This is a genomic window from Priestia sp. 179-F W1.4 NHS (genome assembly GCF_045369295.1).
In the GTDB taxonomy this organism is placed as follows: Bacteria; Bacillota; Bacilli; order Bacillales; family Bacillaceae_H; genus Priestia; species Priestia zanthoxyli.
Genome location: NZ_JBIQFF010000001.1, coordinates 1,289,329 through 1,305,729 on the forward strand (window position 1 = coordinate 1,289,329; position 16,401 = coordinate 1,305,729).

A 16,401-nucleotide genomic window follows, 5' to 3' on the forward strand; every position below is an offset into this window, starting at 1 on the left:
TAAAAAATGACAGAAGTGAACAAACAAAGATTTTACAAAAAATTAGCGGTAACTGGTCTTGCTTTTACACTTGTAGGAGCTGGAACTCTAGGTCTTCATCCCTTACATTTTACGGGTGAGCCAACTGTCGCAAGCGCAGCGGCGGAAACCTATACAACCACGGCGAATTTAAATATTCGAAGCGGTCCATCAACGTCCAACGCGATTATTGCGACAGTTAAACAAGGCACGCAGCTAACGGTAGTTGGACAAGCAGCAAGCGGCTGGCTGAAAGTAAGCTATCAAGGCAAAACGGGTTACGTAAGCAGTGAGTATGTTAAAAAGTCAGCGAGTTCAACGACTAAAACTTATGTAACAACGGCAAATTTAAATATTCGAAGCAATCCATCGACCTCAAGCGCGATTGTGGTAACGGTCAAACAAGGCACGCAGCTAACGTCGGCAGAACAAGCAGCGAACGGCTGGCTAAAAGTGAGCTATCAAGGCAAAACGGGTTACGTGAGCACACAGTACGTGAAAGAATCAACAGGTTCTTCTGAAACAGCTCCGACTCCAGCTCCAGCATCTTCTGTCTATGTGGCAACGGCGAATTTAAATGTTCGAACAGCTGCTTCAACTGCTGGTGCTGTCATGGCAACACTTAAAGCCGGCACACAGCTCGACGTGACGGCTAAAGCAGCAAACGGCTGGCTGAAAATTACGTATCAAGGTAAGGTTGGCTATGTAAGCGGTCAATACGTACGAGCATTAGCTGGCATGAAAGTGGTTTCGAACCCTGAAAGTATACAAGTTGTTGTGAATAAACAAAACAAGCTTCCGGAAAACTACGTTCCGAAAGATTTAGTATATACAACGATTCCATTTACATTCAAAGAACAAACGGAAAAGAAAAAAATGCGCAGTGAAGCAGCCGCTGCTATTGCACAGTTATTTGCGGGTGCGAAAAAACAAGGCGTTACACTTCTTGGCGTATCAGCTTACCGTTCACATGCAACGCAAAGCGCGCTTTTTAGTTCATATGTTCAACGAGACGGTTATGATAAAGCGGCAACTTATAGCGCACTGCCAGGCACGAGTGAACATGAAACGGGTCTTGGAATTGATGTAACAAAAGGAGACGGCACATGTGCTGCTCAAGACTGCTTTGGCGGAACAAAAGAAGCAGCTTGGCTCGATGCCCATGCAGCCGAATATGGATTTATTATTCGCTATCCAAAAGGGAAAGACGCGGTAACCGGCTATAAATATGAGCCGTGGCATTTGCGCTATGTAGGCAAACCAGTGGCGCAGGCGATTAAGAGTAAAGGCATTACGCTTGAAGAATATTACGGAATTAAGTAGGTTTAAAAAAGAGTCTGGAATAAAAGTAGCTTAGTTGACGGAAGATCCGAACGCGTTTGATTTAGAATCAAACGCGTTCGGATCTTTTTATTGTTGTGATAAAGATAGCTTTCATGTATGTAGGTGCTTCTAGTGGTTTGTTATGCCTCAATCTCTTTTATTTTTGCTCACCATGTTTACCCTTCTTGTGAAGGAGGGTAGGTAATGATACAAAAGAACTACTGTTTGTACATTTAAAGTTGTGTTTGTGTGTGAAAAGATCTAGTGTATATTTCATACAGAAGTGTAAAGTACAGGGGGCGTTCATCTGTGAAAAAACGAAGGAGATGCATCCTATCATGTTGAAAGATCATATGTTTGAATTTTATTTTGATCAAATGAATGAGCTGGTTTTTTTGGCGGAAGTAAAGAACCAACATCTTTATTATAAAAAAATGAATAAAGCGGCTGCTAAGCTTGTACGGTGCCAAGGAGAAGCGGGCATGCGGCTAGAAAGCGTACTCTCTGAGCTGGCGTATCACTCCCTTTATCCTTACTATATAAAAGCGATGGAAACAAAAAAGCCAGTTACCTACCATGACATAAATACCGTCTCAGATGCAGCTGAAGCGTTTGAAACAACGCTTACCCCCATTTTTGATGATGCCGACAACAGTACTCACTTATTAGTGATGAGTAAAAATATCCAAGAGTTAAAAAAAGACTTAGCCCAAAGCATGGAGCGGTATAAGTCGCTTTTTATGAACCATGAAAACGCCATATGTATGATGGATCTAAGCGGTAAAATTGTTCAAGCAAATCCTGCCTGTGAGCAAATGTTCGGTTACGATACGCAAGAGATTATCAATAGTTCTTACATGCAGCTTCTAGAAGAACTGAAGATTGATGTTCGTGCTTTGCCTCTGCATCACATCATATACAACCAAAGCTACAGCAAAGAAATCCAAGCGTGGCACAAAGAAAAAGGAATGATTTATTTATATGTTACAAACGTGCCCATCATCGTGGAAAATGAATGGATGGGTATTTACTTGATTGCTCAGGACGTTACAAAGGAAAAGACAGCTGAAATAAAGCTGGAAAACACGGTGAAAGATTTAGCAAACATGAAGTATGCCCTTGATGAGTCCGCAATCGTAAGCGTCCTGGATCCATATGGAACGATTAGATATGTCAATGATATGTTCTGTACGATATTTGGCTATGAAAAAGAAGAGCTAATCGGACAATCATACAAGTTATTTGATGTAAGCTATGACCTTCGGGTTCTTGAAAGTATTGGCCAAGGAAAGGTTTGGAGAGGGCAAGTCAAAAGCATAACAAAAGAAGGCGTTATCGTGTGGAGCCATAAGACCATTGTTCCGCTGACCGATATTCATCACCGAATCTCAAGCTACGCGCTGATTCAAACTGATATTACTGCGCAAAAAAACCTAGAAAATCAGCTGAAGTTTAAGGCGTTTCATGACAGTTTGACGGGGGTGCCGAATCGAATGATGCTGCAAAAACAAGTGCAGGCTGCGATCGAGCAAAAGGAAAGATTTGGCCTGCTGTTTTTAGACTGTGATAATTTTAAAGAAGTGAACGATCAATTTGGTCATGATATCGGCGATGCATTTTTAATTCAGTACGCACATCGCTTAACGTCTTGCATTCGCACATGTGACGAAGCGTATCGCCTCGGAGGGGATGAATTTGTTATTTTGCTTCGGCACATTGAAAGGCGCGAGGAAATCCAGCAGATCATGGAACGAATTCACCGAGAGCTTCAAAAAGAATGGAGTATTGAATCCTGCATCTTTACAGCTACATCGACAATTGGAGCCGCTTATTATCCAGAAAACGGAGAGTCCTTTCAAGACCTGCTAAAACAGGCGGATCAAGCGCTGTACGAAGGAAAACGACAGGGGAAAAATAACGTGAATTTCTATAAAAAAAACCAATCTGTAGCCGATTCTATAGATAAAGAAAGTATTGTCTAATATAGAAAGGGATAAATATGAATAAACATAAGTTAATGGTTGTCTTATCAAGCGGAGCAGTGATACTTTCTCTGCTCATACATATCATTCATCGTATTTGGCCGATGGATATGTCCGGCATGTCAATGGGACATCATTCAACGCCAGGCGAAGTGTTATTGATCTTTTTGATGCTTCCTATTCTTTTTCTTGGCGTGCTGCTTGTGCTGTACGTTAAAAAGCATAAGCTCGTACCTGCGTTCGTAACGCTAACGCTGACGTTTTCAAGTATCAGCACGGTTGTAGGCGGAGGAGGAATGGTCGAGTATCATTTTTCAATTTTTATGGTGATAGCTATTCTTTCCTACTATGAAAATGTAAAGCTGTTATTGTTAATGACGGGTATTTTTGTTATCGAGCATCTAGCGGGATTTTTTGTTTCATTTTTCACGCCGATTATTTTCGGAACGTCTTCTTATTCCTTTTCGATGCTTTGCCTTCACGCGGCTTATTTGCTTTTTACATCAGGGGCAACCGCTTGGCAAATTACTTCAAAGAAAAAATATACAAAACAGCTTCAGCAGCAAAATGAACAAAAGCAGCATATTATTTATGACATGGTGAAAAAACTGCATGAAACGAATGGTCAGGTAAGCCAAACGGTTGCTGACTTAAAAGAAAGCTTAGAAGAATCGCAAGCAGCGAGTCATCATACGACGGCTTCAATGCAAGAGCTAGCGGCAGGAGCGGACCAGCAGGTAATAATGGCTCAAAAAAGCAGTGAGTTTCTAGATGAGATGACGCAAGGCGTAACCAAAATAGCCGAGGCTTCAGCGGCAGTCAGCAAAGCTTCTGATCAAACAGCAAATGAAGCCGTGCAGGGAAAAGAAAAAATTCAAGAAGCCATTCAACAAATTCATACAATCGATTCTTCTGTTCAGCATGCAGCTAGCGTTATTCATCAGTTAAAAGAACGTTCTGCAGAAATCAATGATATTATGAGTGTGATTTCAGGCATTGCTGCACAAACAAATCTACTGGCGCTAAATGCTGCAATTGAAGCAGCGCGCGCAGGCGAACATGGTAAAGGGTTTGTGGTCGTAGCAGCGGAAGTTCGCAAACTTGCAGAACAATCCAATCAGTCAGCCGAACAAGTAGCAAGACTCATTCAGCATATTCAGCAAGAAACGTCTCAAGCCGTAGCATTTATTCAATCAGGAACTGCTGATGTAAAAAACGGTATTTTACTAGCCAACGAAGCGGAAAATGTTTTTAACCGAATCGCCGACGCATCTACGTACGTTCATGAACAAATTCAGCAAACGGCTGCTTCCGCACAGCAAATAGCAGCCGGATCTACGCAGGTGCTCCGTGCCGTCAGCGAGATGACCGCTTTTGCGAACCAATCAGCCGCAAGCAGCAGCAGCATTTCTTCTGCTTCCGTGCGTCAGCTGCAATCGCTGCAGACTATCGACCAGACGGCGGAATTTTTAAGCGGGTTAGTTGAAGAGCTTGGCAGCGTAACGGAAAAGTTAGCGAAGCAAGCGTGAGTGAGGTAGAGCAGAAGATGACGTAGACGTACATAATTTTTAGCCTCTTCATTAGAAATACGATTCGCTTATTTTCCAGTTATATGTGATAAAATGGAAGGATAAGCAATTCATCTTTTATATGGGGGAATGGCATATGGATAGAATGGAAGAACTTACACAGGCCGCAATGAGTGGAAATAATGAAGAAATAAAAGTTTTGATTGGTGAAAACCCTGCACTTATTAATGAATTTAATTCAGACGGATGGACACCGCTTCACTTAGCTTCGTATTTTGGGAAAGAAGAAACTGTAAAACTATTGCTATCATTAGGAGCGAACATGAAAGCTCGGGCGAAAAATAGCAATGAAAATATGCCGCTTCACGCAGCTGTTGCCAATAAACAGACAAAAGTGGTAGAGATTTTATTACAGGGCGGTGCAGACAGCAACGCCAAGCAAAGCAGCGGATGGACAAGCCTTCACGAAGCTGCCCTGCTCGGCGCAGAAGACATCGCCAAACTTTTAGTTGAAAACGGAGCTCAGATTCAGGTGAAAAAAGATGATGATCAAACGCCGCTTGATGTAGCGATAGAGAATGGACAAGAAAATGTAATAAATCTATTAAAAAATTATGTAAATACCAACGCTTAAAAAACTTTCTGCCGTTAGATCACTGAATTTAGTACAAATCCCCTTTTTTGAGATATGAAGCTATCTGCAAAAGGGGATTTATACTTTTCTCTAAAAGCTAATGTTCCATTTGTTTAGTTGTTTGTTGGAGAAGGAAATCTTGCTGCTTCAAAATGTGAGCCATCTTCGGATGTGACGATTGTACCGGCTATGCTACTTTGAACAAAAACTTCAACGCGGTCTCCAGCTTCTAAATTATAAATAGTAGACACAGATACCGCATTAACAAACGGTGTGTTCCCGCCGAAGAAATCGTTATCGATAGCGATAGCGGTTGTCCCATTTACACGTATTTCAATGCGAGTTCTATAATCTAGCATCTGGTCGTTAGGAGAGAATCCAATTGTAGCAATGATGGAATATACGCCATCTTTTTTGGGGCGGAAGGCAGAAGTAATCGGGTTATATTCATTTGCTAAATCAAATTGTTCAGTTGGGAAAACTGCTTTTACAAACGTATTTGCAGGAACGTTTTGAGGCATCGTTAAATTGAGCGCTCTAAATGCTGACTCCCGCGTACTTCCTTTTTTGTCTTTATCTTCTTTACAGTTAGAAGCCCAATCATGTGACTCCTCATACAAATCCTCTGCGCGTCCATAAGTCCAAACTTGTGATTCTTCAGAGCTATCTTCTTCGTGACCATAAGCCCAGCCGCGTGCTTCCTCAGGAGCATCTTCTTGATGCTGCTCTTTCTTATTGTTAAGGGAAGCTTTCTTCTTGTGAGGATAAGATTTTTCTACATAATATTTATCATCTTTATCATTGTAATGGAAATAATACTTTTTTATAATAATCATCCTTTCTTTGCAGTACTCTATACTGTATTCACTCATAGAGGAAATGTTTGGATACTTGTCCGACAACTTTAGAACTGTGTTTTTTAATAGCCACTAGTAACTAATTTTGAATGTAGAATTAGTTGCATTATATAAAAAACACCTCGTTCGAACGAAAGTCGAAGAGGTGTTTTTATTCGAAGAGTATTCGATTCGAGAGTCTACTCATAACCTGTATGTAAATGTCACTCTATTAGTCAACAGGGTGTACTTTTATAGCGCTGGGTCCTTTAGCTCCTTCTTGAATTTCAAACTCTACTTTTTGTCCTTCTGACAGGTTTTTATATTCCTCACGGTCGATTGCATTAGAGTGAACGAACACTTCTTTTGATCCGTCCTCGGGTGTGATAAATCCAGATCCTTTTGGTTCATTGAACGATTTAACGGTTCCTTTATGTTTGCTCATTGAAAAAGCCCCCTTATAAGTATAGAAATAAATTCATAGTAGTTTTTTACCCAAACCCTGAAATTTCAATCCCATTATGGCAGGTATACTGATTAGAAGAATAGGGGTGAAAGTAAATAGGGAGGGCCTAACAATTTTTTTATTTCGGTTATATTTTTATATTGTATGTGATATAACTATTGTTATAAAATGTAATCGTTAATTCTGCTAACTAAAGGAGATAAAGAAAAAAATGAGGGATGAGTTGTTATATATAGGGAAGAAAATTATCGACAATAAGCAGGAATTAGCGATACAATTTTCTGATCTGATGGACTCTGAATACAAGCGGAAGCTGGTTTACCATGAAGAAAGCGAAGTTTTAAAATGGAGAGCAGAACTCATTGAGTATTTAGGCGAGTCGTTATTCGAGGAGCGCTCGGTCGTTTTAAAGAAAATCGTTCAGTGGGGTACAGATATAGGAAAAGTGGCTGTGGAAAACGGACTTTCTTTGAGTCAAACGTTAAAATCACTTGCGCTGTTTCGAACAGTGATATGGGGTGTTTTTACAGAAGAGCTGCAGCAGAAGCAGTTTGCTCCTATTACGATGCTTGATGTAAGTAAAAAAATTGATCCGATGCTTGATCAGCTTAATCATATATTTGTCGAAATCTATGAAGAACATAATACGGAGACCATAAAACGCGCTTATGCAGCGCTAGAAGAATTATCAGTTCCCATCGTTCCTCTTTCTGAAGGAATCGCTGTGATGCCAATCGTTGGACAAATTGATACGCATCGTTCGCAGCTTATTATGGAAACGGCTTTAGAAAAAAGCGCTCAGCTGCAGCTGAGTTATTTAATATTTGATATTTCAGGTGTTCTTATCGTCGATACGATGGTAGCGGACAATATTTTTCAAATTGTAAAAGCTTTACAGCTTATCGGCACTAAAACGATGATTACCGGAATACGTCCGGAAATCGCGCAAACCGTTGTGGATTTAGGCGTGGATTTTGGAACAATCAAAACAAGAGCGACGTTAGAAAAAGGTCTTGAAGAAATAGGCTTTAGTAAACTGCCAGAAAATCCGCAAAGAAAACCAAACAAATGGCCTTTTCAATAAATAAAAAAAGTAAGAGGCTTAGACAAAGTATGTTAGTTGAAGTCAAACCCGAACCATTAATTTGATTGATGGTTCGGGTTTTTTTGTTGTTATGGTGAACGTAGGTTTCATGTATGTAGCTGCTTCTAGCTGGTGATTGGAGGGCAAGACGAAGACTCCTGCGGGAAAAGCGGAACAGGTGAGACCCCGCAGGAGCATAAGCGACGAGGAGGCTCACCGGCCGCCCGCGGAAAGCGAAGTCCTGCACGGAAATCACCAGCGGTGTAAAAAGCATTCCAACTCATTTATCTCATTTGTTCGTCTTTCGATTGGGTTGATTTAATTATGTTTCCACCTCTTTGTTTTCTCGTGTCTCTAAAAAATAAAAGAAAGGCTTATATTGCGGCAAATTTAAGGGGGAAGTCACAGCGTCACATGTTACATTCTTTGTAAAAAGGGGTACTGGTAAAAAGAAGCATTTCAAGTGCTTTTCAATTACAGTAATCGTCTAAAATTAATTAATTGTCAATTTAGAATAACATAAATTATTTAAATACTTAGACAAACAAATGAGGGAAATATATACTTATTAGTGTTGTCACGAAAAGATAAAGGGGAGAAACAAGGATGGATATCAAACGTCAAAACGTTGATTTTGGTAACTCAATTTTTCAAACGCTAGTGGATGGTTATTACTATGAAATTCCTACAAACGTAGTAGAAATCACAAAAGATCAGGCAGAAGGTCATTTTCCTTCAAGTGTAAATGAACCGGAATTACTTCTTCAAAATTTACTGATTTCTACCACAATCGAAGGAGCAGAAAAGTATTATTTAGTAGGAGACGCAGCAGAGAAACACGTGCTAGGCAATATCCATATTAATAAGTTACATAATAAAACCGAATCTTATATTCCTTATGTGATGTTTTTAGCTTCAGTTGCTTATTACAACATACTTAAAGGAAAAGACAAAGAAGATAATCATGTGACGATTAATTATTTCTCGACTATGCTTCCGATTTGGCTGCTTAAGAAAACAAATAAATTCAGTGAAATGCAGCAGAAGATGGCCGAACGTTTTCAAGGAGAGCATACGGTTACAGTGTTGACTCCTGGATTAGAAAAAACGCTCACTGTGAACATTGAAACGAGCAAATGCCGTATTGAAAGCGAAGTGGCTCGCTGGGCGATAAAAAAAGATTTTGAATTACAAGACAGAGAAGAAGCAAATGCATTCAAACATTTTGAAACGCTAATTGTAGACTTGGGCGGAGGCACGGTTGACCTGGCACTGCTTCCTGCAGGACTTCAAGCTCCTAAAAGCAGAAATTCATTGAAGTGTCTTACGGATATTTCATATTTGAAGCATATTGAAAAGCTAAGAAATGAAAAGCTGCTTGAGTATTTTGATGATGTTCGTTCATTAGAAGAATTTATTATTGCCAATATCCATAAAGCAAAAATGGAGCAAAGAGACGGCAACAGCGGGAAAAAAGTAGATCTCACGGAGCCTATTCACGCTTCGCTTAGAGAATACACGCAAATTTTATTAACAAAAGTTGAAAATCTATTTCCATCGCCAAAAGATAAAGTCTATAAATATATTTATATTGGAGGACTGGCTCCTATCCTTCAACAGTTTATTGCAGAGCAGATTGATAACATGTACGGGGAAGAAATCAGAGAAGAAAATCATCTTTTCTTGCCAGAGACACGCAAATTAAATTTATACGGTCTTGAAATTTTAAGCAGACATGAAACAAACGCAGCGGTTCATGCTTAAGAAGGGGGAGCATATATGAGTCATCAAAACACTCGCCTTAAGGAAGCATTAGACGATTGGTACGGTCAGCTAAGCTCCCAGGTGGCTGCGCCATTTTACTTACTATCAAATGCGTTTCTGACAGCTGGTCATCTATCAGCAGATATGATGGGAGCAAGGGAGAAGACCGTAAGTAATAGAGATGAACGTGCGAATTTTACAATCGAAACTGCTGACATTCCGTCAGACGTGTCTTCATTTCTGAAAGAAAAACAGCAGACAAACGAGCTGCAGGACTATATAGTGGGACTGATACAGCAAGACTTGCAAAAAAAGAGCAAAGAAAATGAAGTCGAGACGCTCGTTCATTCACTTCGAAAAGAGCTGTTGGGCGAAATTGACTTGCTAAAACAAGAAATGAATTCACGTTTTGCTGCAAATCGTGAGGAATATGAGGCCAAGCAGGCAAACGAACTTCAAGATTATGTAGCGAAGCTTGTGGAACAAAACGGGCAGAAAGACAGCCGGGAAGAAGAGTTTCAATCATTAGTTCATTCATTGAGAACGGAGCTGTTAGGCGAAATTCATTTGCTTAAAAAAGAGCTTGGCTCAGCGTCAGCTCCTTCCTATAAGCAGCTGAAAGCCGTTAGGAATGAGGAAGAAGAAAAGTTTAAAGAAGGTCAATTAATTAAAAGTGAAAAAGTGACCGGAACCATTCAAGAAGATATCGATGTAGATTTCTAAACAGAAAGTAGAGGCGTGATATGCCTCTACTTTTATTATTTTTCTATTAAAAATGGAGCTGGGGCAAAAGTATTTTTGCTAAAGGAAGACCCGAACGAGTTTGATTCTTGATTGTGAATCCAACTTGTTCGGTTTTTTATTGGTATGCTGAGTGTAGGTTTCATGTGTGTAAAAGCTTTAGCGTATACATCATAAATCTTTTTGGTTTCTTTTTAGCTTTTTTTGAAAATATAAGCAAATATCAAATGTAACGATGGTACAAATACTGCATTTTATCATAAACCAAAATAGAGCTTCGTTTATGCCAAATCCGCCAATCGAAGCTTTTAGTTCATTTAGCTGCCTGAGAATTAAATTTATGTCGTTTTCATAAGCCACAGTAAAAGATTTAATTACAAGCATGGTCATAATGACTGCTTCTACCGATATATATAGAACTTTTCTTGCTAGTTTAAGGGAAGGATTTACGTTTGATTTAGGAATTTTATAAAATAATTTCATCGCCCGTTTGCCTTTCAGTTATTTTAAGCTGTTTAAAAAGGTTCGTTTATTCTATAATTCTTTCTTTGGCTATAAAATCCTTTATGTATAGCAAGTTTAAAAAAAGCCCGCTAGAAAAGGTAGTACACCGATTTTCTAGCGGGCTTATGTTAGTCAATGTTCTTCAGCTAAAGCATTTGCTTTTGTCACATGAACCGTACCGAATGGATGGTTTGGAGGAGCGTAGATGGAATAAAGTTTTAGCGGGGCGGTACCGATATTGGTGACATCATGCCATGTTCCGGCAGGGATAAATATCGCATCATCATCGTAGACTTTTCGTTTAAAGGTTAGGTTGTTTTTACTTTTGCCCATTTGAACAACGCCTTGCCCTTGTTCAATACGCAGGAATTGATCAACGTTAGGGTGGATTTCTAAGCCGATATCTTCACCCGGCTTTAGACTCATTAACGTTACTTGTAAATGTGTTCCCGTCCATAAAGCAGTGCGGTACGTATTATTTTGCTTTGACGCTTCATTAATGTTAATCACAAATGGTCTTTGTCCATAGTCCTTTAATTTACCGTTTCTTTGCTGAAACTGTTCGTTGGTGTGATAGTGGTTCGGCACATAATAACTATATGGCTGCCAGCCGTAGTACACTGGGGTCTGCCACTGATGATAATAAGGTGCATAGTGCATACTCATTCTCCTTTTCTCGTTTCATTTTTCTTTTCATCCTATGCTTTTGTCAAAACGGTTGATACCATTTGCCTTTTTGTCCGCGGTCTTTATCCACTTATTTTTTGCCCAAATCATGTAATTAATGATTTCTCTGAGCTCTTTGATTGTTTTTCGGTGGTGAAAAAATACTTTCATCACTTTAATACGATAATTCAGTAAAAAATATATCGTATGAAAACGTTTTATTTGATATAATTTTAGAAGATGAAAATTATTTTAAAGGGTGACGTTCATTGAAAGAAAAAAAACTTCAAGAATTAACTGAACATCTTAATAATTTATTCAACAATTTAATTCATGGATCTATCACAGAAGGTGAATTTAATGAGCTGTCCGAAGAGCTTTACAGGAAGCAAACGAGGCTGCGCTATGAGATAGAGTGTGAGAAAGGTTCGTATTACCGAGAATATTTTAAAGGCTAAGGCTTTGTATTAGACTGCTTTATAAGAAATAAGAAAAGACCTCCATTTAGGGGGCCTTTTCTTCACTTCTAGTAGTAAGTGGAGTGATACTTTCTATTTCAATAAGTATATTAGTATATTTACTCCATAAAAAATACAGCTGTTGAAGGTCTAAAACTCGCTATTCACCCCCAAAAACCTGTATGATAGGTTTAAGATTGCCGCATATGAGATATATGTATAGTAAAAAGGGGTGATGAGCTGTGAAGTGGTATAAAGGAGTTGTCATGCAAGTCTTAATGACAGAAATCGAAACAGCAAGAGAGCACATGGTTATGTTGGGACTTACAGAAGGTCTTACAAGTCGTAATACAGTTCGAATCAGTCAAACCCTTGATTATTTATTAAATGAACTAAGTAAAGTGATGGCCGCAGATTAATCGTATTTTATATAAAAATGAAAAGAGCTGCTGACTTCACGGCAGCTCTTTATAAGTTGCCTTAACGTTTACTTTTTTGATTATATATATCGTATAGTAGAAACCTAGAAGATGAGTTGAAAGCACCCGTGAAGAGGGAAGCAGAGATACATAAAGCAAACGCCGTACTAAGAATGGCGATGGAGGGTATAGTGGAATGGAATATCATATTAAAGAGGCTGCGGCGAAGGTAGGGCTGCCTACGCATACGCTTCGATACTACGAGCAGCAAGGGCTTTTACCTTTTATAAAAAGAGATGAAAATGGAAATCGTATTTTTAGCGAGTCCGATATCGAGTGGCTGGAATTTATTATTTGCTTACGAAAAACGGATATCGCTCTTTTAGAATTACGTAAAATTGTTGAATTAACACAAGAAGGTGATGATACAATCGGTTTGCGCAAGCAGATATTTGAAAAGCATAGAGAGAAAATGATGGAAAAACAAAGGGAGCTGGACGCAGCTTTTAGAAAAGTGGAAACGAAAATCGACTACTATGATAAATTAGAGCAAAAGTATCAGGAAGAGCTTTCATCTAAAGCCTAATTTACCGTTTGTTTTTTATTTTATAAAGAAATAAAAAGCGGGCAGCTAATCCAATTAGCTGCCCGCTTTTCTCTAAACTTACAGTGTAGAAATGTCAATAACAAATCGATAGCGAACGTCGCTGCGAAGAACGCGCTCGTACGCTTCGTCTACTTGATTTGCATCAATGACTTCAATCATAGGAGCAACGCCGTGTTCAGCCGCAAAATCAAGCATTTCTTGTGTTTCACGAATGCCGCCTACAAGTGAACCCGCAATGCTGCGACGTCCCATGATAAGGGAGAATACGCTGTATTGATCTGGGTTAGCAGGTGCGCCCACGTTAACAAGCGTTCCATCTACGCGAAGTAATGATAAGTATTGATCTACGTTCAGGTTAGCCGATACCGTGTTTAAGATAAGGTCAAAACGACCAGCTAATTCAGTAAATGTCGCTTCATCACTTGTTGCAAAATAATGATCTGCACCAAAGCTTAGTGCTTCTTCTTTTTTATTGTTAGAACGGCTCAATACCGTCACTTCAGCACCCATTGCATGTGCAAATTGAATCGCTACATGTCCAAGGCCGCCCATTCCCACGATCGCCACTTTTTTGCCAGGACCAGCATTCCAGTGCTTTAACGGAGAAAATGTTGTAATCCCTGCACATAGAAGAGGACTTGCTGCATCCATACTTAAATTATCAGGAATACGAACAACGAATCCTTCTTTTACGACGATTTTTTGGCTGTAGCCGCCGTATGTACGGTTTCCGTCGTAATCTAATGAATTATACGTTTGAACAACGCCTTTTGTACAGTATTGCTCGTCACCGTTCACACAGTACTCGCACTCTCCGCACGAGTCAACGAAACATCCAACGCCTACGCGATCGCCAACCTTGTATTTTGTTACGTTTTCGCCAACCGCTTCAACTACTCCCGCGATTTCGTGACCAGGAACCATCGGGAACATCCCGCCGCCCCACTCATCAAATGCACTATGAATATCAGAGTGGCAAATACCGCTAAACTTAATATCAATTAAAACGTCGTCTGCTCGCAGTTCTCTGCGTTCAATTGTCGTGTTCTCGAATTTTGCCTTTGCGTGCGGCGCACTTAAAACACGTGATGTTGTTGTATGTTGATGATTATTACACATAAGTAAAAACACAATCCTTTCGCCATTTGATGTATTTAAAAACTACAATACTAGCTTAAACGTTAAAGTCGACTTTAAAGCAAGACCTTTTTGAAAAAAATTTCTTTCTATGATTTTATGAAAAAAGGAAAGGAAGGAATAGCATGGCAGCTTTCTATCTTTGTTTAGTTAAAAGAAATTCTTCAAGGGTGCAAGCGGCAGCTTGTTCATCAACTCCATTTGTCAGCAGTGTTATTTCATCTCCTTTCTTAACAGCCAAAGCCATTACCTTCATGATGCTTTTTCCACTTACACATTTTCCGTCTTTCGCAAGAAAAATATCACTTTGAAACGAACACGCTTGGCGTACAAACAAAGCTGTATGTCTCGCTAGAAGTCCACCGGAAAGCTGCACCGTCATTCTTTTAATTAGCATAGTGTTTCCCCTTTTTTGTAGTTTAAAAACTATAAAACTAGCTTAAACGTTAAAGTATACTTTAAGGCAAGGGGGGGAGTTGGATGAAAAGAGGAAAGGGAAGAAAAGGTAAGCCTACTGTTATTGCATATACTGATCCTACTGTTAGTATGAGGGAATGTGAACGAAGCATAATGGAGCTTTTAAAGTAAAGTTCTCATAGATCCTTTTGTTGGATGGGCAAAACACGTAAGAAAAGATTCTAAAAAAGAAAGAAAAATGATGAAATACTAAGCAAATGAGAAGATATGCCTCTTTTAACAGATATGTGTACGTTTTCATGCGGAATGTTTCCGTTTCCACTGACTTTGTCAAACAGCAGACAATTGTTGATAATAGAGCTATATAAGAGGCAAAGGGGACGATGAGATGAAAAAATCTATTTCAAAAGTAGAGAAGTTCATAACTGAATTTAAAACGTCAATGACAAGCTACGGAGAAGCAATTATAAAAGTAAAAGGAAACTGATTATAAGAATGTGAAGGTCATTTTTTTATAATCTATTCCATAAATTCATACTAAATAATCATACTATTAAAATAAGAAATATAAATTTGCACAAAAAAGCTTTGTCTATTGTTGAAATAACAGTAGACAAAGCTTTTTTGTGTGGTTATATAACTAGATATGATATCTTTTATAACTAGCATTTTTAGAAGGAATAAGCATTTAGGCAGTTACCGTGTATAAAAAATTCTGAAATTTTATTATTGACTGAAAGCGTTTTTAATATTAATATTAATTCAAACTTAACCAATATTTAACCAACACATAACAAAAGAGTTTTTTTATCTACAAATGAAATCGATTTCATTTTTAGAGTTATAGGATTGGTAAGTTTTATCACTATCTATTGCTAGTGAGGCAGCATTACACAATAAGGGGAAAAGAGGAATCAAAATGGGAAACGAAAATATTCTGTGGGGAATTGCTCCAATCGGCTGGAGAAATGATGATATTCCTGAAATTGGTGCAGAAAACACATTGCAGCATCTGTTAAGCGACATCGTCGTAGCGGGCTTTCAAGGAACGGAAGTTGGGGGTTTTTTTCCTGAACCCAGCATATTAAACAAAGAGCTTGAGCTTCGAAATTTAAGAATTGCAGGTCAATGGTTTAGCAGTTTTATCATTCGTGATGGCATAGAGGAAACGTCAAGTTTATTTCACAAACATTGTCAGTATCTGCAGGATGTTCATGCTGATGTGGCGGTCGTATCTGAGCAAACTTACAGTGTTCAAGGAATTGAAAGAAACGTTTTTGCTGAAAAGCCTTATTTCAGTGATCAAGAATGGGAAGCTTTATGTGCAGGATTAAATGAGCTGGGAAAAATTGTGACAGAATACGGTTTACGTCTTGTCTATCATCATCATATGGGGACAGGCGTACAAACATTAGCTGAAATTGATCGGTTAATGGAAGGAACGGATGCAAATCATGTTCATCTTTTATATGATACGGGACATATTTATGTTTCTGACGGAGACTATATGGAGCTATTACATAAACATATAGATCGTATTAAACACGTTCATTTTAAAGATGCAAGAAGAAACGTGCTGGAGCAGTGCAAAAAAGAAGGAAAGTCATTTTTACAGTCGTTTCTAGCCGGTATGTTTACCGTGCCGGGTGATGGGTGTGTAGATTTTACAAACGTGTATAAAGCGTTAGTTGATTACAATTACAAAGGATGGATTGTAGTGGAGGCGGAACAGGACCCTTCTATTGCACATCCATTGGAATATGCTTTAATGGCCCGAAAGTACATTAACGAAAAGTTAGTTATTCATTCTTAAAAT

18 protein-coding genes are annotated in these 16,401 nt (G+C 38.9%); 12 read left to right on the forward strand and 6 right to left on the reverse strand.

Annotation, left to right across the window (positions count from 1 at the left end):
• Nucleotides 1-6: 6 nt before the first annotated feature.
• The 4 genes from ACH0CI_RS06810 (at nucleotide 7) to ACH0CI_RS06825 (ending at nucleotide 5,486) form a co-directional block, all read left to right on the forward strand.
• Nucleotides 7-1,341, forward strand: coding sequence for an SH3 domain-containing protein (locus ACH0CI_RS06810; RefSeq protein ID WP_406901105.1), 1,335 nt, complete (start codon nucleotides 7-9; stop codon nucleotides 1,339-1,341).
• Nucleotides 1,342-1,679: 338 nt separating this feature from the next.
• Nucleotides 1,680-3,323, forward strand: coding sequence for a diguanylate cyclase domain-containing protein (locus tag ACH0CI_RS06815; protein WP_335707984.1), 1,644 nt, complete (start codon nucleotides 1,680-1,682; stop codon nucleotides 3,321-3,323).
• Nucleotides 3,324-3,340: 17 nt separating this feature from the next.
• Nucleotides 3,341-4,852, forward strand: coding sequence for a methyl-accepting chemotaxis protein (locus ACH0CI_RS06820; RefSeq protein WP_406901106.1), 1,512 nt, complete (start codon nucleotides 3,341-3,343; stop codon nucleotides 4,850-4,852).
• A gap of 136 nt (nucleotides 4,853-4,988) precedes the next feature.
• On the forward strand, nucleotides 4,989-5,486 hold the full coding sequence (locus tag ACH0CI_RS06825; RefSeq protein WP_406901107.1) for an ankyrin repeat domain-containing protein: 498 nt from the start codon (nucleotides 4,989-4,991) through the stop codon (nucleotides 5,484-5,486).
• 113 nt (nucleotides 5,487-5,599) lie between these two features.
• Here the strand turns inward: ACH0CI_RS06825 and ACH0CI_RS06830 are convergent, their stop codons facing one another.
• Both ACH0CI_RS06830 and ACH0CI_RS06835 read right to left on the reverse strand, forming a co-directional pair.
• Entirely contained in the window at nucleotides 5,600-6,106 is a 507-nt protein-coding gene (locus ACH0CI_RS06830) for a hypothetical protein (RefSeq protein ID WP_406901378.1), read from the reverse strand.
• Between the two features lie 448 nt (nucleotides 6,107-6,554).
• Entirely contained in the window at nucleotides 6,555-6,767 is a 213-nt protein-coding gene (locus ACH0CI_RS06835) for a cold-shock protein (RefSeq protein ID WP_049165754.1), read from the reverse strand.
• Between the two features lie 232 nt (nucleotides 6,768-6,999).
• Between ACH0CI_RS06835 and ACH0CI_RS06840 the strand changes: the two genes are divergently transcribed.
• The 4 genes from ACH0CI_RS06840 (at nucleotide 7,000) to ACH0CI_RS06855 (ending at nucleotide 10,359) form a co-directional block, all read left to right on the forward strand.
• Nucleotides 7,000-7,872 carry an STAS domain-containing protein gene (locus tag ACH0CI_RS06840; protein WP_335707987.1) on the forward strand — a complete coding sequence of 291 codons (873 nt, stop codon included), beginning with the start codon at nucleotides 7,000-7,002 and terminating at the stop codon, nucleotides 7,870-7,872.
• Nucleotides 7,873-8,004: 132 nt separating this feature from the next.
• Nucleotides 8,005-8,139 carry a hypothetical protein gene (locus tag ACH0CI_RS06845; protein WP_255256570.1) on the forward strand — a complete coding sequence of 45 codons (135 nt, stop codon included), beginning with the start codon at nucleotides 8,005-8,007 and terminating at the stop codon, nucleotides 8,137-8,139.
• A gap of 339 nt (nucleotides 8,140-8,478) precedes the next feature.
• A complete protein-coding gene (locus ACH0CI_RS06850; protein ID WP_406901108.1) occupies nucleotides 8,479-9,636 on the forward strand; it encodes an Alp7A family actin-like protein in 1,158 nt (385 codons plus the stop codon).
• Between the two features lie 15 nt (nucleotides 9,637-9,651).
• Nucleotides 9,652-10,359: a hypothetical protein gene (locus ACH0CI_RS06855; RefSeq protein WP_406901109.1), complete on the forward strand. Its 708-nt coding sequence runs from the start codon at nucleotides 9,652-9,654 to the stop codon at nucleotides 10,357-10,359.
• Between the two features lie 189 nt (nucleotides 10,360-10,548).
• Here ACH0CI_RS06855 and ACH0CI_RS06860 read toward each other — a convergent pair whose 3' ends face one another.
• Both ACH0CI_RS06860 and ACH0CI_RS06865 read right to left on the reverse strand, forming a co-directional pair.
• A complete protein-coding gene (locus ACH0CI_RS06860) occupies nucleotides 10,549-10,860 on the reverse strand; it encodes a hypothetical protein (RefSeq protein WP_028414682.1) in 312 nt (103 codons plus the stop codon).
• Nucleotides 10,861-11,013: 153 nt separating this feature from the next.
• A complete protein-coding gene (locus ACH0CI_RS06865; RefSeq protein ID WP_335707989.1) occupies nucleotides 11,014-11,541 on the reverse strand; it encodes a cupin domain-containing protein in 528 nt (175 codons plus the stop codon).
• Nucleotides 11,542-11,816: 275 nt separating this feature from the next.
• Between ACH0CI_RS06865 and ACH0CI_RS06870 the strand changes: the two genes are divergently transcribed.
• From ACH0CI_RS06870 to ACH0CI_RS06880, 3 genes are all read left to right on the forward strand, one after another.
• Nucleotides 11,817-12,005, forward strand: coding sequence for a hypothetical protein (locus ACH0CI_RS06870; protein WP_028414680.1), 189 nt, complete (start codon nucleotides 11,817-11,819; stop codon nucleotides 12,003-12,005).
• Between the two features lie 242 nt (nucleotides 12,006-12,247).
• Nucleotides 12,248-12,424, forward strand: coding sequence for an aspartyl-phosphate phosphatase Spo0E family protein (locus ACH0CI_RS06875; protein ID WP_223260221.1), 177 nt, complete (start codon nucleotides 12,248-12,250; stop codon nucleotides 12,422-12,424).
• A 196-nt stretch (nucleotides 12,425-12,620) separates the two neighbouring features.
• Nucleotides 12,621-13,010 (forward strand): MerR family transcriptional regulator, encoded by a 390-nt coding sequence (locus tag ACH0CI_RS06880; protein ID WP_025750854.1) that lies wholly within the window; start codon nucleotides 12,621-12,623, stop codon nucleotides 13,008-13,010.
• Nucleotides 13,011-13,088: 78 nt separating this feature from the next.
• On the opposite strand, the gene ACH0CI_RS06885 is transcribed toward ACH0CI_RS06880, so the two are convergent.
• Both ACH0CI_RS06885 and ACH0CI_RS06890 read right to left on the reverse strand, forming a co-directional pair.
• Complete coding sequence (locus ACH0CI_RS06885) at nucleotides 13,089-14,150, reverse strand: NAD(P)-dependent alcohol dehydrogenase (protein ID WP_028414678.1); 1,062 nt, start codon at nucleotides 14,148-14,150, stop codon at nucleotides 13,089-13,091.
• Nucleotides 14,151-14,304: 154 nt separating this feature from the next.
• Nucleotides 14,305-14,565 carry an HPr family phosphocarrier protein gene (locus ACH0CI_RS06890; protein ID WP_310877958.1) on the reverse strand — a complete coding sequence of 87 codons (261 nt, stop codon included), beginning with the start codon at nucleotides 14,563-14,565 and terminating at the stop codon, nucleotides 14,305-14,307.
• Nucleotides 14,566-15,504: 939 nt separating this feature from the next.
• On the opposite strand from ACH0CI_RS06890, the gene iolE reads away from it, so the two are divergent.
• Nucleotides 15,505-16,398: a myo-inosose-2 dehydratase gene (iolE, locus tag ACH0CI_RS06895; protein WP_406901110.1), complete on the forward strand. Its 894-nt coding sequence runs from the start codon at nucleotides 15,505-15,507 to the stop codon at nucleotides 16,396-16,398.
• The last annotated feature ends 3 nt before the right edge of the window (nucleotides 16,399-16,401 follow it).